The organism is Rhodobacter sp. P1_C2, from assembly GCF_056406375.1.
The window spans coordinates 331,772-345,818 of the sequence record NZ_JBFUAG010000002.1 but is presented as its reverse complement, the minus strand read 5'-3'; the positions used below and the strand labels follow the sequence as shown (position 1 = coordinate 345,818).

The 14,047-nt window shown below is 64.6% G+C and carries 11 protein-coding genes; all 11 read right to left on the bottom strand.

Features of this window, described 5'->3' with window-relative positions; genetic code table 11:
- Positions 1-69: 69 nt before the first annotated feature.
- Positions 70-894, bottom strand: coding sequence for a Flp pilus assembly protein CpaB (gene cpaB / locus AC1DZT_RS04415; protein WP_478005388.1), 825 nt, complete (start codon positions 892-894; stop codon positions 70-72).
- Positions 895-1,165: 271 nt separating this feature from the next.
- Complete coding sequence (locus tag AC1DZT_RS04410; RefSeq protein WP_478005387.1) at positions 1,166-1,369, bottom strand: Flp family type IVb pilin; 204 nt, start codon at positions 1,367-1,369, stop codon at positions 1,166-1,168.
- Between the two features lie 236 nt (positions 1,370-1,605).
- Positions 1,606-4,152, bottom strand: coding sequence for a calcium-binding protein (locus tag AC1DZT_RS04405; RefSeq protein ID WP_478005386.1), 2,547 nt, complete (start codon positions 4,150-4,152; stop codon positions 1,606-1,608).
- Positions 4,153-4,332: 180 nt separating this feature from the next.
- A complete protein-coding gene (locus tag AC1DZT_RS04400) occupies positions 4,333-7,866 on the bottom strand; it encodes a calcium-binding protein (protein WP_478005385.1) in 3,534 nt (1,177 codons plus the stop codon).
- 159 nt (positions 7,867-8,025) lie between these two features.
- Positions 8,026-8,514 (bottom strand): gluconokinase, encoded by a 489-nt coding sequence (locus AC1DZT_RS04395; protein WP_478005384.1) that lies wholly within the window; start codon positions 8,512-8,514, stop codon positions 8,026-8,028.
- Positions 8,511-9,782: a TRAP transporter large permease gene (locus tag AC1DZT_RS04390; protein ID WP_478005383.1), complete on the bottom strand. Its 1,272-nt coding sequence runs from the start codon at positions 9,780-9,782 to the stop codon at positions 8,511-8,513. The genes AC1DZT_RS04395 and AC1DZT_RS04390 overlap by 4 nt, the downstream gene beginning before the upstream one ends.
- Complete coding sequence (locus AC1DZT_RS04385) at positions 9,779-10,273, bottom strand: TRAP transporter small permease (RefSeq protein ID WP_478005382.1); 495 nt, start codon at positions 10,271-10,273, stop codon at positions 9,779-9,781. The genes AC1DZT_RS04390 and AC1DZT_RS04385 overlap by 4 nt, the downstream gene beginning before the upstream one ends.
- A gap of 82 nt (positions 10,274-10,355) precedes the next feature.
- A complete protein-coding gene (locus tag AC1DZT_RS04380; RefSeq protein WP_478005381.1) occupies positions 10,356-11,375 on the bottom strand; it encodes a DctP family TRAP transporter solute-binding subunit in 1,020 nt (339 codons plus the stop codon).
- A gap of 38 nt (positions 11,376-11,413) precedes the next feature.
- Complete coding sequence (locus AC1DZT_RS04375; RefSeq protein WP_478005380.1) at positions 11,414-12,310, bottom strand: NAD(P)-dependent oxidoreductase; 897 nt, start codon at positions 12,308-12,310, stop codon at positions 11,414-11,416.
- Positions 12,307-12,600, bottom strand: coding sequence for a putative quinol monooxygenase (locus tag AC1DZT_RS04370; RefSeq protein ID WP_478005379.1), 294 nt, complete (start codon positions 12,598-12,600; stop codon positions 12,307-12,309). The genes AC1DZT_RS04375 and AC1DZT_RS04370 overlap by 4 nt, the downstream gene beginning before the upstream one ends.
- Positions 12,597-13,955: an NAD(P)H-dependent oxidoreductase gene (locus AC1DZT_RS04365; RefSeq protein WP_478005378.1), complete on the bottom strand. Its 1,359-nt coding sequence runs from the start codon at positions 13,953-13,955 to the stop codon at positions 12,597-12,599. Before AC1DZT_RS04365 ends, AC1DZT_RS04370 begins: the two co-directional genes overlap by 4 nt.
- Between the last annotated feature and the right edge of the window lie 92 nt (positions 13,956-14,047).

Below are 14,047 nucleotides of genomic sequence, written 5' to 3'. Positions count from 1 at the left end.
TCCCGGTTGAGCGCCGCAGCGCAGCCCAAGGCAGGCGGGTGCCCGCGGCAGGCCCGAAGGCGGATCGCTTCAGTTGTTGACTTCGACCACTTCGGTCGTGGTGCCGCGCCGCACGGTGACGGTACGCTTGGGCGTGTTCACCGGCACCGGGCTCTTGTCCTGCATCAGGTCGCGCAGGCTGGTGTAATCCAGTTGCTTGTCGCTGACCCCGTCCAGGGTGCGCAGCGTCAGGCTCAGCGTGCCGGCCCTCTGCGCGAGGGCGAGCTTCTGGCTGTCCTCGGGCGAGACCTCGACCGTGACGGTGCGCGCAGTGCCGGTGGGCTTGTCCTTCTGCATGTCGCTGTCCTGATCGACGCCCAGCACGCGGATCGCCTGCAGGATGGTGACCGAGCGCAGGTCGTCATTGGCGCCCTGGGTCAGCAGGATATCGACCTTGTCGCCGGGGGTGACAAAGCCGCCCACCGCCGTCACCGCATCGACCTTGATCGCCATGGCCCGCGCATTGGGGCCAAGGTTCTGCACCAGCGTCACCTTGTCGCCAAAGCCCGAGACCTCGGAGGCCAGAACCACCGCCCCGCTCGCCAGCGGGAATTTCATCCGGCGCGGCTCGCCCCCCGCCTTGGGCAGGAGCGACTCCATCTTGGTGAAGGCCCCCGGCGGCACCGCAAGGCGCGGCCAGGGTTGGTAATGCAGCATCTGGGCTTCGACCAGTTGGCCATAGCCGAGATCCTGCGACGCCACGACGACATTGACCAATTCCATCGCCGGATTGGACGGGGCGGCATGGGCGGCCGTCATCGCCGATTGCTGGGCCAGATATTGCCGGGCGCCATAGGCCGACCCCCCGGCAATTGCAAAGCCAAGCACGGAGACAAGGAAAGAGCGGAAATTCATGCTGTGTCTCCTTTTGACGCGGTCTGGCAGGACAGACTCGCCCCGAGGCTTGATCTCTCAAGCTTCTGGTGGAAATTGCCGGGGCGCAGAGCCACGCCCCGGCAGTCGGTGGAAGTTCGAAATTGACAGAACATCACAGCTTAAAATATCCAACTGATTATTCAGAGCCGTCATGCGCACCTTGCTTCGGTCAAGTACTGGCTTTCGCCAGAATTCCAATCGCCGATCCGGGGCGCGATGTTGCCGGCGGGTGAGGATATCCGGGCGATGATCAGCCCCCGGCAGCGGTGGTGACGGCCGTATCCATTTGGCCGCTGGCGGTGCCCATGATGCCACCGACGCTGTCGGACAGGGCGATCAGGGCACCGGTGCCGAGGGTGATGGCAAGGACCAGCGCGATGCCATATTCGACGAGGGTGACGCCTTCTTCGTCGCGATGAAAGCGGGACATGAGGCTGCGGACTTTAGTGAACATTTCCAAATCTCCATGAGGCAGGTTTAATGGATGAACCGGGAAATTCCGGCGGTGCCGAACCGAAAGGGCAGTCTCACGGCTCCCCATTAACTTTCCTTAATTTCCGCATTTCCGCATCGTCGAAACAGATGAGAAATTCGCGCATGGGTTGATTTATCGTCGCGCCGCGCCAATGTTTCGGGGCGGCGAGGCCAAATCACCGTGGCTGCGAATCAAGCGGGGCAGGGCCCCCGCGGTCAGACGACGGAGAAATCCGAAGCCGACAGCGCCGCATGGTCGCTGAACTGGGCGACGGCAAAGCTGTAATCCGGGTCATTGCCGGGAAAATTGAAATACAACAGGCCCGAGTCCTGATCATAGACAAAGCCATGCCGCGTGCCGGTGCCAAGGTGGAACAGGTCGGAATCCAGCCGACCCTTCTGCAAGCCGAAATACCTGCCCTGCAGGATGATCCTGTCCGTGCCCGTTTCGAAATCGGTGAAGGTGAAGTGCATCTGGTCCACGAAGAGATCGAGGATCGCGATCTCGTCCGCCCCGGCGCCGCCGGTGATCTCCACCTCTCCGACGCCGATCTGCAGCGTGTCGTTGCCCGCGCCGGCATCGAGCTTGACGAGAAAGGCGCAGTTCTGGATCTCGATCAGGTTGTTCAGCCGGTTGCCCGCGACGATGTCGACGCGGGTGCCGGGCCGCGCCCAGTCCGAGAAGGTCAGCCATTCGACATTGGGGTTCATCCTGTAGCCCGGGCCGGAGATCACGACATGGTCATAGCCGCCCCCGGCCTCCTCGATCACCTTGATGCCGCCGCCGTTGACGTAATAGAAATCGTTGCCCGCGCCGCCCGCCATCGTGTCATTGGAGCCGCCAAAGATCGTATCGGCATATTTCGTGGTCTCGATCCGGTTGGCCAGATCATTGCCGGTGATGGTGACGGCACCCTTCGCGGACGAGATGAAGCTGTCGATCCCCCCCACCATGGTCCAGCTGCGGAAATCGGCCTCTACGGTGTCGATGCCGGGGTCGGGAAAATCGGTGAAGATCGTGTCGTCGGCATCGAGAAAATAGAAATCATCTCCGCCTCCGCCGTAGAGAAGGTCGTGACCGGCCCCGCCGCGCAGCACGTCATTGCCGCCGGAACCGTCGATCGTGTCATCGCCATCCCCGCCGAACAGCAAAGCGTCGTGCGCACCGCCGAGGAGGGAATCGTTGCCGCCACCGCCATACAGCGTCGCCGCCGAGAGGCTGCCGAGCATCCGGTCATCGCCGAGCCCACCATAGGCCACCAGGCCATCGCCGCCGCGCGCGCCTCTCATCAAGGTGTCATTGCCGCCGCCCAGACGGATCAGGTCAGATCCGGTGCCGGACTCCAGCGTGACATATTCCGCGCCATCATTGCCGATCAGGGTCGTGTTCTGGTCGCCGATCAGGTTCCAGCCTTCGACATTGGCCGACAGGCGATAGAACTTCGCCGAGATCTTGACGATGTCATATCCGCCCTGCGCCGTTTCGATGATCACGTCGCGGGAATTGTCCACAACATAGGAATCCTCGCCCCTGCCGCCGGCCATCCGGTCCGCGCCGGTGCCGCCCCAGAAGAAATCGTCGCTGCGTCCTCCCGTCAGCACATCGTCGCCGTCGCCGCCGTTCAGCGCGTTATGGTCATAGCGCGAGCCTGTGATGGTGTCATTGCCGCCATTCCCCAGAATCCAAAGCTCGTCGCCTTCGCTGTGTACGGCCGAAGCATCCATCAGATTGGCATTCTCGTCGCCGAGGTGCCGCCCGTTCATCCAGATCTCGGACCAGCGACCAAGCCTGCCGAAGTCGAATCCGGTCAGGATCGTCTCGCTGCCGGAGATATAAAGGATGTCGTGACCGCCACCGCTGTAAAACCTGTCCTCGAGAAAGTCGCTGACAGTCTCGTAAAGGTCATCGTTGCCCGCGCCGCCGTGGATCACGTCCCGCCCGGCACCGGGATCAATGCCGCCGCCCTCATCGGCGCAAAAAATCGTATCATTGCCATCGCCGCCATAGGCCGAACCATAGCCGCGACCAAAACGGATCACATCGTCGCCGCCTCCGCCGGAAACGATGATGTGGTCAACGATGGTCCGGCTGAAGTCGTAGACATCGTTCACCAGTTCGGCGGAACCCGACAAGCCCCCGGTAAAGACCTCGATGTCGATCCCCGCAGGCACCACGAAGCCATGCCACGGCTCGTGGGTGGCGACGAGGGTCACCGTGTCCCAGCCTTTGCCGCCAAAAATGTGATCCAGCGAGCCATATGCCTGCGTGATCGAGATCCGGTCGTTGCCCGTACCGCCATAAAGCGTGGACGTGCCGCGCAGAAGACCGGCCTCTTCGCCCACGAAAAGCAGATCATCTCCCTCGCCACCGAACAGCCGGTTGGAGCCATCCTTGTCATCCAGCGTGTCGTTGCCCGCGCCGCCGTAAAGCAGGTCGTTGCCGAGGCCGCCCCTCAGGAAGTCCTGCCATTCGCCGCCATAAAGCCTGTCGTCGCCATCAACTCCGCGCAGGTCGTCAAAACCCGAGGATCCGACCATCACGTCATTGCCGCCGCCCGCGGTGATCGTATAGACGCCCTCGCCGGCCTGTATATGGGCCGCCTGAAGGCCCAGCAGTTTGGAGAGATCGATCCAGCCGGTGCCGGTCACCACGAGAGAGACGGGCGTCGTGCTGTCGGTGGGCGAATAGCGGATGGCGGAATAGCTTTGGAACTCGGCAATGCTGGCGGTGATCGTGGCGCCATAGGTGTAAAGAACAGGCATGCAAACCCCGATGAAAACGCCCCCAGCCCGCAGGCGTGGAATGGGGGAAGGTTAGGAAGCAAGGGCCTGCAAGGCAAATGATTTCCACCAGAGGATGTGGATTGTTGCGCCTGCTCACGCCGCAAGTCCGGAGCCCAAGAAAGCCCGCCTGCTGCGCGCGGGCGCCTTCGGTCGCGACTGTCAGTCGAAAGTGCTGTCGGTGACGACGAAATCCGCCGCGGACAGGGTGGGGTGGGTGTCCAGCACCGCGATCAGGATGCGCTGGGTCGCGCCGCTGCCGTCGCTGTCATAGAAAATCCTGCCCGATGTCGCCTCGTAAAGGATACGGCTGTCGGCCCCGGCATGAACGGTGTCGGAGATGTTCCGGAACGCGGAGGAGGCGAGGGTGGCTCCGGTCAAAAGAGCGGTGAAGATCGGGGCGTAGAGCACGATCTTGTCTTCAAGATGGGTGAAGTCGCGGATGTGATCGACGTTGGCACTGCCCGGCGCCGTGTCGAAGACGAACAGGTCGGCGCCCAGACCGCCCTCGCAGATGTCGTTGCCCTCGCCGCTGAACAAGCTGTCCTGACCCTCTCCCCCGATCAGGGTGTCGGTGCCCTCCAGCGATCTGAAGTAATCGTTGCCCTCGGCGCCCTGCATCAGATTGTCGAAAGACGTGCCCCAGGAGTACAAACCACCCGAGCCGACGGCCACCACCGCCTCCAGCCCGTCGCTCAGGCTGAAAATGCTGCGTGAGGTGACGACAGTGTCAAAGCTCGTGTCGCCGACGCCCGAATAGCTTTCCAAAATCTGCACCGTACCGGGCCCGACGATGTACACATCGTCGCCATTGCCGCCGTAAAGTTGGTCCCAGTCCGCGGCGCTGGCGTCCAGCGTGTCGTTGCCCTGGCCGCCGAAGATCGTATTGTATCCATCGCCACCGATCAGCAGGTCGTTGCCGTCATTGCCGCCAAGAACGTCATTGCCGTCCCCTCCGTCCACCCTGTCATCCCCCGCTCCGCCGCTGAAGCCATCGTTGCCGCCCAGAAGATCGATTGTAGAGGCCAAGACCTCTCCCGAAACACTGGGAAAATAGAAGCCATCATTGCCCTCCGTGCCGGTCAGAACGACATTGTCTTCAATGACAAGGCGCTCGATGCTGGACTTCTCGAGGAAGGCCAGATCGTGCAGCACCAAGGTCACCGGCGCGCCTTGGCCGGAAGGATCGCCGAAATGCAGCGTATCCGTGCCATTGCCGCCGTAGAGAAGGTCAAGACCAGGGGTCCAGTCGCCGAAATAGATCTGGTCGTCGCCGTCCCCGGCATAGACGCTGTCCGCGCCGGTCCTGGCATCGATGGTGTCTGCCGCCTCCGAACCGCTGATGAAGTTGTTCATCGTGTTTGCGGTCAGGGCGACGCCGAGCGGGTGATCGTGGAACGTGTCATTTTCCGCATAGCGCGACCCGAGTTCGGCGTTCTCGACGAAGTTGGGCAAGACATAGCTGGGTGCGTTTCGGACGATAGCTTTGTCGATGCCCTGATTTGCCGCTTCAACGATCACGTCTCCGGTCTGCCAGACATAGTAATCGTCGTCGCCCCAGCCGCCCTTCATCACATCATCGCCGCCAGAGCCGTCGATCGTGTCATCGCCGCCCATGCCGACCAGGGTGTCATTGCCCGCGCCGCCAATCAGCTTGTTGGCAGCCCCATTGCCGGTGCCGAAAAAATCCTGCCCGTCGGCGCCGCCGATCAGGTCTTCCAGATACTTGCCCAGAACATAGCCCGAAATGGAGGTGGACACCGTGTCGCGCCCGCCGCCCGTCACTTCGACGATCACGGCATCAAGGTTGCTTAGGATATAAAGGTCGCGGCCTTCGCCCCCGATCAGGGTGTCATGGCCGCCGCTGCTGACCAGCGTATCCATGCCGTCCAGCCCGATCAGCTTGTCATCGCCTTCGGCGCCGGCCATCCAGTTCCTCTCGGCATTGCCGGTGGCGCGCAGGCCGCCCGGGCCTTCGGCCTGCACGCCTTCGAAGGGGCCGGTGATCTTCCAGGTCGCAAAGGGGGTGCGGATCACGTCGATGCCCTGGGTCCCGGTCTCGATGATCACATCGCCGGCAGAGTTGACCTCGTAGGTGTCGCCGCCCTCGCCGCCGACCATCAGATCGTCGCCCGCGCCGCCGAGCAGCGTGTCCAGCCCCGCGCCGCCGTAAAGCGTGTCATTGCCCGCCCCGCCGTCGACATTGTTGCCATCTGCCGAACCGGTGTAGCGGTCGTTGCCCTCCAGCAGCTGCATGGCGCTTTCCATGCGCAGGCGGGTCATGAAGGAAAGGTCGATCTGTTCGGAGGCGGCCGTGCCGATGATGCGGATATCGCCCAGCACCGTCAGCGCGCTGATATGCGCCGCAGAGAACCCGCGGATCGCTTCATAGTTCAGGGTCGTGATCGTGCCGCCGGGCAGAAGCGCGCGCCCGATGGTCAGCCCGTTGTTGCCGCGGCCGCCATCCAAGGTGTCGCCGACCTGCCAGTCGTCGAAGGACAGCCAGTCGTCGCCATCGCCGCCATAAAGCGCGTCGATCCCGGTGCCGGCGTCAAGCCCGTCGCTGCCATCATTGCCGTAGAGCGTGTCATTGCCCGCGCCGCCCTCGACATGTTCGCCGGACATCGCCCCCTTGAACAGGTCATTGCCGTCGCGCAGTTCGATGCCATAGACGAAATAGCCCGTCCCTGTTCCGCTCCACACCAGGCCGGTCATGTCCCAGACATCCGCCCCGGCGGTGCCGTAGAGGGAGTCCGTGGCGAATTGCGCGCCTTCGAACCCCGCGCCGGAGGAGAGGTCGAGCCTTTGGAAGATCAGCTCGTCCCCGGGATTGGTGGTCTGGAAGATGATCAGATCGCTGCCGCCGCCACCGTTCAGCGTATCGCCGGCCACATTGCCATCGGCGACGATCAGGCTGTCGTCGCCGTCGCCCAGTTCGACCCGGTCGTTGCCGTCGTGCAGCACGACCGTCTCCTTGCCGTCGCCGCCAAACAGGGTGTCGCTGCCGGTGCTCAGGTCGAACAGCACGGATACGCCCAGACCACCCGAGCCGGTATTGCCGACGAATGTGCCCGAAAGGTCGAAGAAATTGTTCTCCGCCGTCCCGAAGAGGGTGACCGGCTTGGTCAGGTCCATCAGGAAATATTCCACCGATGCCGCGGAATCGAGGATCAGGGAGGTGAACACGACCTTGTCATAGCCCAGATTGAAGTCGTCGCTGACCACCAGGATGTCACGACCGGTGCCGCCAAAGAAGGAATCCTGCCCCGGCGTGGGGTTGGTGATCAGAAAGAAGTCGTCGCCCGCTCCGGCATAAAGCCCGTCACGCCCGGCGCCGCCGACCAGGATGTCATTGCCCGAACCGCCGTAAAGCACATCGTCGCCGAGGACCGTGGGGTTGCCCGAGTCGCCGAACAGAAGGTCATCGCCATTGCCGCCCGCCAGGGTATCCTTGCCGCCAAAGCCCCAGATCGTGTCCGCCCCATCGCCCGAGGTGATGTTGTCGCGCCCCGCGGTGCCGTAGATCTCTGCCGCGCGCAGGCCGAGCTTCGTGGTGAAATCGATCGTGCCCGCCGTGCTGAGCGCCAGGCGCACGGAAGAGAGGCTGTCGCTGCTCGAGACCTGGATGGTGTCGTAAGTGTCGAATTTCGCCGCAGAAATGACCGCCCATTTGCCATGGGTGTAAAGCGTCGACATCACTTATTCCTCGCAAGACTCGTTCCAACCAAAACCCTTGCGCCTACCTGATCAGGTTCGCGACATTTCGCAACAAACTTATCTTCAGGCTGTCCGAAAAAGCGCCCGCTCTGCGTCTGGTTGAACCGGGCCGGCCTTCGGGGGGCTTATCGGGGCGCGTCAGCCCAGGCGGCGCAGGATCTCGGCCAGCAGGGCGGCGGGGGCGGCGGTGGCATCGAGGGTGAAGCCGGTCTCGTCCGCCTCCAGCGGCTCGAGGCTCTGCTGCTGGCTTTCGGCGAGGGCGGGGTTCATGAAATGGCTGGGGCGGGCTTCCATCCTGGCGCGGGCCTCGGGCAGGGCGATGGCGAGGTGGACAAAGACCACCGGCCCGCCGCTCTGCAAGGCATCGCGGTAACTGCGGCGCAGGGCGGAACAGCTTGCCACCACGCCGGAGGGCGCCCCATGCAGCGCCTCGGCCAGGGCGGCAAGCCAGGGCGCGCGCATCGCATCATCCAGCGGCCTGCCCGCCGCCATGGCTTCGATATTGGCGGGGGGATGGAAGCCATCCCCCTCGAGGAAGCCAAAGCCAAGGCGCTGCGAAAGTTCCTGCCCGAGGGTGGATTTGCCACAGCCCGACACGCCCATCACGACGATCCGCCTCGCCCTCATGTCAGAAGCGCTATGGGCCACATCACGATCTGCGGGAAGGCCGCGACGAGGACGGCCACCCCGATGTTGATCGCATAGAAGGGCAGGCTCGCGATCACCAGGCGCTCGGTCGGGATCTTGGCGACATAGGCGGTGGCAAAGAGGCAGGTGCCGACCGGGGGTGTCGCAAGACCGATGGCGAGGCAGGTGACCATGAAGATCAGGAAGTGCATCGGGTTGACCCCGGCCGCAACCGCCGCAGGCATCAGGACCGGGATCAGCATCAGTGCGCCGGCCACGATATCCATCAGCATGCCGACGATCAGGAAGATCAGCCCCATCATCATCAGCGTGATGAAGGGCGATCCGCTGATCAGCGACAGAAGCCCCGCCGCCTTCTGCGGCAAGAGGTCGACGGTGAAAATGAAGGTCGCAGCCGAGGCCACCATCAGGATCAGCAGGACCGTGCCGGCCAGTTGCCCGGCCTTGATCGACAGCGTGATGACGTCGCGCCAGCCGATCTCGCGGTGGACCAGCCCGCCGACCAGCATGGTGTAAAGCACCGCCAGACCGGCGCCCTCGGTCGGGGTGACGATGCCCGAGAACATGCTGGTCAGGATGATGATCGGCGCACCGACCGAGGGCATCGCGCGCAGGATGGCCCGGGTGATCCGCTTGTGGTCAAAGCTGACCACGCTGCCATAGCCATGCTTGCGCGAGATGACATAGTTGTAGATGGCCAGCGCCACGGCCAGAAGGATGCCCGGCCCGAGGCCGCCGGCCAAGGCGCCGCCCACCGATTGGCCCGCCGCTGCCGCCGCCACGATGACCAGGATCGACGGCGGCACCAGCGTGGCCAGCGTCGAGGTGATCAGCGTCAGCGCCGCCGCATAGGACAAAGGATAGCCGCGCGAGGTCATCGACTTGATGGTGATCGGCCCGAGGCTGGCGATATCGGCCACCGACGACCCCGAGATGCCGCCGAAGACGAAGGAGGACACGATGTTCACATGTCCCAGCCCGCCACGAAAGCGCCCGACCAGCGACTCGGCCGCATCGAAGATCCGTTCGGACAGGCCGCCCCGCTCCATGATCTGGCCGGCGAGGATGAACAGCGGCACCGCGATCAGCAGGAAGGAATTGATCGAGGTGGCAAGGGTCTGCGTGATCATCGACAGGGGCAGGCCGTAAAGCTGCATCGTGATGACGGTGCCAAGCCCCAGCGCCACCGCGAGCGGCACGCCAAGGGCGGCAAGGCCCGCAAAGCACAGGATGAGGGTCAGGCTCATGACAGGGTTTCCTCGATCGAATTGGAAGGGGTGCCGCCGCCGAGGCCATGCACCAGCGCGCCCAGCACCGCGAGGCCCGAGCCGAGGACGAGCGGCAGCGTCGCCAGCCACATGCCGACCTGCAGGATGGGCGAGGTCTCGCCAAAGCGGATCTGCTGCAGCATCAGGTCCCAGCCGTGATAGGCGACGAGGAAGAACAGAAGTGCGGCCGCCAGCGCCGGAAGCAGGTCAAGCACCCGCCGTGTGGCGCGGTGGCGGACGAGGTCGGTCAGCAGCGTGACCGCCGGGTGCTGCCCGTTGCGGAAACTCGCCGCCACGCCGAACCAGATCGTCCAGATGAAGAGGAAGCGCGAGGATTCCTCGGTCCAGGGCACCGAATGGCCGGTCTGGCGCGAGATGACCTGAACGGCGATCAGCACGATCATGCCAAGGATGGCAAGCAAAAGGACGGCATCGACAAGCCGCCAGATCCATCTGTCGATGGAATTCATCAGGAATCCTCCCATGTCATTGGTGCAGGTCCGCGCAAGGGATGCGCGGGGCAGGGGCGCGCGCGGCGCCCCTGCACTGGGGTCAGGCGGCCACGAAGTCGATGCTTTTCTTCATGAACTCGGGCGTGATCTGCGCTTCGAACTGGGGATAGATGCCGCGGGCGATGGCCTGGATCTTGGCCAGCTCGCCCTCGGCCAGCTGGTTCACCTGCATGCCCGCCGCGTGCAGCTTGTCGATGATCGCTGCCTCCTGCGCGATCTCGCCGGCGTCGTGGTCGGCGATCATCTCGGTGGCCGCGCTTTGGACGGCGGCCTGATGTTCGGCCGGGATCTTCTCCCAAGCCGCGCTGGACAGGCCGACGAGGAAGCTGTCGGCCAGGTGCCGCGTCATGTTCAGATGGCCCTGCACCTCGTAAAGCCGGTTGTTGAGCGCCACTTCCACCGGGTTTTCCTGCCCGTCGATCGCCTTCAGCTGCAGCGCGGAATAGACCTCGGAAAAGGCCATCGGCGTCGGATTGGCGCCAAGCGCCTGGAACAGGCTGACGAAAAGCGGGTTGTTGGGGGTGCGCAGGTTCAGCCCCTTGAAGCCCTCGACCGTGGTGATCGCGGTCTCGCGCGTGGTCACGTTGCGGAAGGTGCGCAGGAAGAAGCCGAGGCCCTTGATCTTGAGCCTATCGACCGCCGCCAGCAAGTCCTGGCCCGGCGCGCCGGCCAGATAGGCCTTCAGCTGGTCGTAGTTCGAAAAGAGATAGGGCAGCGAAATCGCGTTCATCTTCGGCTCGAACGAGGCATAGACCGAGGAGGCGAGGATCAGCCCGTCCAGCGCGCCCGACCCCATCTGGTTTATCGCGGCATTCTGGTCCTTGCCGTAGAGGATGCCGTCCGGGAAGACCTGGATCGCGACGGCGCCGCCGGTCTTGTCCGAAACCAGTTCGGCGAAATGCGATGCGGCGCGGCCGACGGCGCTTTCGGCCGGGTCGGGCACGGCGAGGCGCAGCTGGGTCGCGGCCCTTGCGGTGCGGGGCGCCATCACCCCCGAAACGATCAGGGTCGAGGCTGCGGCCCCCTGAAGCAGGGCGCGGCGGGTCAAGGTCTGTGTCATCTGGTTCCTCCCATAAGACGTCAAGCTGTCGTGTCTTCTCAGGCCAGCGCCGCGGGGCGCAGGCCGTTGCGTCGTTCGAGTTCAAGAATAAGGGCCGAATGATCCAGATCGCCCCCTCCATGGGCGACAAGATCGGTGAAAAGCTGGTCTGCCAGCGTCAGAAGCGGCAGGTCCAGCCCGAGGCTTTCAGCCAGCGCCCTTGCGGCGCCGGTGTCCTTGATCTGGTATTTCGCCGGGCCGCCGGGGGCGAAATCGCCCGCGATCATCCGCGCGCCATGCAGATCGAGGATGCGCGAGGCAGCAAAGCCCCCCATCAGGGCCTGGCGCACCTGCACCGGATCGGCGCCACCCTGCCGGGCCAGCAGCAGGGCCTCCGAAACGGCGCAGATGGTCGAGGCGACCAGAAGCTGGTTGACGAGCTTGGTCAGCGCCCCGGCGCCATCCGGCCCGACATGGGTCACGCGTCCCATCGGGCGCAGGACCGGGTCGAGCGCCGCGATCTCCTCCTCCCGTCCGCCCGCCATGATCGACAGGTTGCCGGCCTTGGCCGCCACCGTGCCGCCCGAGACCGGGGCATCGACCCAGACCAGCCCGAGCTTGCGGGCGCGGGCCGCCATGGCCTTCGCCTCCTGATGCCCGATCGAGGACATCACGATCAGGCTGGCCCCCCGCGCCATCGCCGCCGCCGCGCCCGAGGGGCCGAAGAGCACCGCGTCGCAGACCGGACCGGAGGAGAGCATGACGATCACCGCCCCGGCGCCTGCTACGGCGGCAGCAGGCGTGGGGCAGGGGATGATCCCTTCGCCCAGCCCTTCCGCCTTGGCGGGGGTGCGGTTCCAGACCCGGACCTCATGCCCGGCCCGGGCCAGATTGGCGGCCATCGGCCCGCCCATCAGCCCGGTGCCCAGCACGGCAATCCGCCTTTCCTGCGTCACGGCGCCACCCGGTCGAGAAACCGCACCGGCCTTTCGTCGCAGAGGTGCAGCGCCTGGCGGAAGGCCGCCAGATGCGGGGTCTGCAGATGGGCGTCAAAGGCGGCGCGGTCGGCATAGACCTCGTAGAAGAGGACCTTGGCCGGCGCCTCCTCTGCCGCGACGATCACGTCGAACTGCAGGCAGCCGGGCTCATCGGCCAGCGATGCCGCGGCATCGGCCCGCGCCGCCGCCAGAAAGGCGGAGAGCTTCTCTGGCGCGACATGAAATTCGGGCAGGACGACGAAGCTCATGCCTTGGCTGCCGCCTTGGGGCCCATGCTCGCGACCTGTTCACGGCGCAGGGTGACCACATCCATGTCATCGACGAATTCGACATCCGACATGCGCACGATCTGATCGCGCGGAATGTCGTTCTTCAGCTTCACATGATGGGCAAGCCCCATCGGCAGCGCGTCGATCGCGGTGGAGATCGTCGCCGGGATGGCCTTGGCCCAGGTGGCAAAGCCGCCCTCGCCATCAAGATAGGACCCGGCCTTGAGGTTCGATTTCGCCGTGGCCACCGCATCGCCGCGGAACTCGCGCGAGGAGCCGGTCGGTTCCTTGCGCAGCACGGCCGAGAGGACCGAGACCGAGGTTTCCAGCCCGATCAGGTGGAAGGGCCGCCACATCGAACCGTACCAGCCCGACTTGTCGGTCAGCAGCCCGTATTGTTCGAAACAGGCCTTGGTGTAGTCGTCGGGGGCGCGGAAGGTCACGAACATGCCGTACTGGATGTTGTTGACCACCTTGCGCCCGTCCGGCTCCATGCTGGCGGCGATGTCGACGAGGCCATTGCCCGGCAGACGCCCGCCCTCCGAGGCCGGTTTGAAGACCTGGGCCAGGTCGTGCAGCCCGGTCGGGTAGAAGGCCAGGCCATCGTCGGGGCAATCGAGCCCGGTGCCATTGGCGACGGCGGCCATCTCGATGGCGGCCTTGGTGCCATCGGTGAAGGAGTTGTACATCTTCGGGTTGAAATCGCCCTTGGCGACGAATTCATCGCTCCACCCGAAATAGCCCCAGACGGTATCGGGGGTGGAATAGCGGTATTCGGGGCGGAAGTTCATGCCCTTGCCGGCCGAGGTCAGCTCGAACCCGCAGGAGCGCACCCAGTCCACCAGCTCGCAGATGAAGGCGGGCTGGTCGCCGTAAGCCATGGAATAGACGAGACCTTTCTCTCGCGCCATCCGGCCGAGGATCGGGCCGCACATCACATCGGCTTCGACATTGACCATGACGATATGTTTCATGCCGTCGATGGCCATCAGGGCATGGCGCACGCCGAAGATCGGGTGGCCGGTGGCCTCGATGATGCATTCGATGCCCTCAAAGGCGCAGAGGGCGGCGGCATCCTCGGTCACGAAGGTGCGCCCGGTGTCCATCGCATCGCCCAGCGAGGTGGCGGCATATTCGTCTTGCTGCCAGCCGGTGCGCGCCAGCGAGGCCCGCGCCTTGCCGGCGTTCAGATCGGCCACGCCGACGATGTGATAGCCGGCAATCTTGCGCGCCTGCGCCAGGACCATCGAGCCGAATTTGCCGGCTCCGATCAGCCCGACCCGGATCGGCCGCCCGGATTCGTTGCGGGCGGACAGCATCGCGTAAAGGTTCATGTCTTATCTCCACAGGGGGCCCCAGGCGGGGCCAAAGCGGGTCTCGACCCGGAAAGTTCGCGGAAAGAGAAGATCAAGGCCCGCGCGCCTCC

Bases quoted from the DNA above. Each gene is read 5' to 3' on its own strand.
- cpaB (WP_478005388.1), bottom strand. From the start codon at position 894: ATGAATTTCCGCTCTTTCCTTGTCTCCGTGCTTGGCTTTGCAATTGCC.
- AC1DZT_RS04410 (WP_478005387.1), bottom strand. From the start codon at position 1,369: ATGTTCACTAAAGTCCGCAGCCTCATGTCCCGCTTTCATCGCGACGAA.
- AC1DZT_RS04405 (WP_478005386.1), bottom strand. From the start codon at position 4,152: ATGCCTGTTCTTTACACCTATGGCGCCACGATCACCGCCAGCATTGCC.
- AC1DZT_RS04400 (WP_478005385.1), bottom strand. From the start codon at position 7,866: ATGTCGACGCTTTACACCCATGGCAAATGGGCGGTCATTTCTGCGGCG.
- AC1DZT_RS04395 (WP_478005384.1), bottom strand. From the start codon at position 8,514: ATGAGGGCGAGGCGGATCGTCGTGATGGGCGTGTCGGGCTGTGGCAAA.
- AC1DZT_RS04390 (WP_478005383.1), bottom strand. From the start codon at position 9,782: ATGAGCCTGACCCTCATCCTGTGCTTTGCGGGCCTTGCCGCCCTTGGC.
- AC1DZT_RS04385 (WP_478005382.1), bottom strand. From the start codon at position 10,273: ATGAATTCCATCGACAGATGGATCTGGCGGCTTGTCGATGCCGTCCTT.
- AC1DZT_RS04380 (WP_478005381.1), bottom strand. From the start codon at position 11,375: ATGACACAGACCTTGACCCGCCGCGCCCTGCTTCAGGGGGCCGCAGCC.
- AC1DZT_RS04370 (WP_478005379.1), bottom strand. From the start codon at position 12,600: ATGAGCTTCGTCGTCCTGCCCGAATTTCATGTCGCGCCAGAGAAGCTC.
- AC1DZT_RS04365 (WP_478005378.1), bottom strand. From the start codon at position 13,955: ATGAACCTTTACGCGATGCTGTCCGCCCGCAACGAATCCGGGCGGCCG.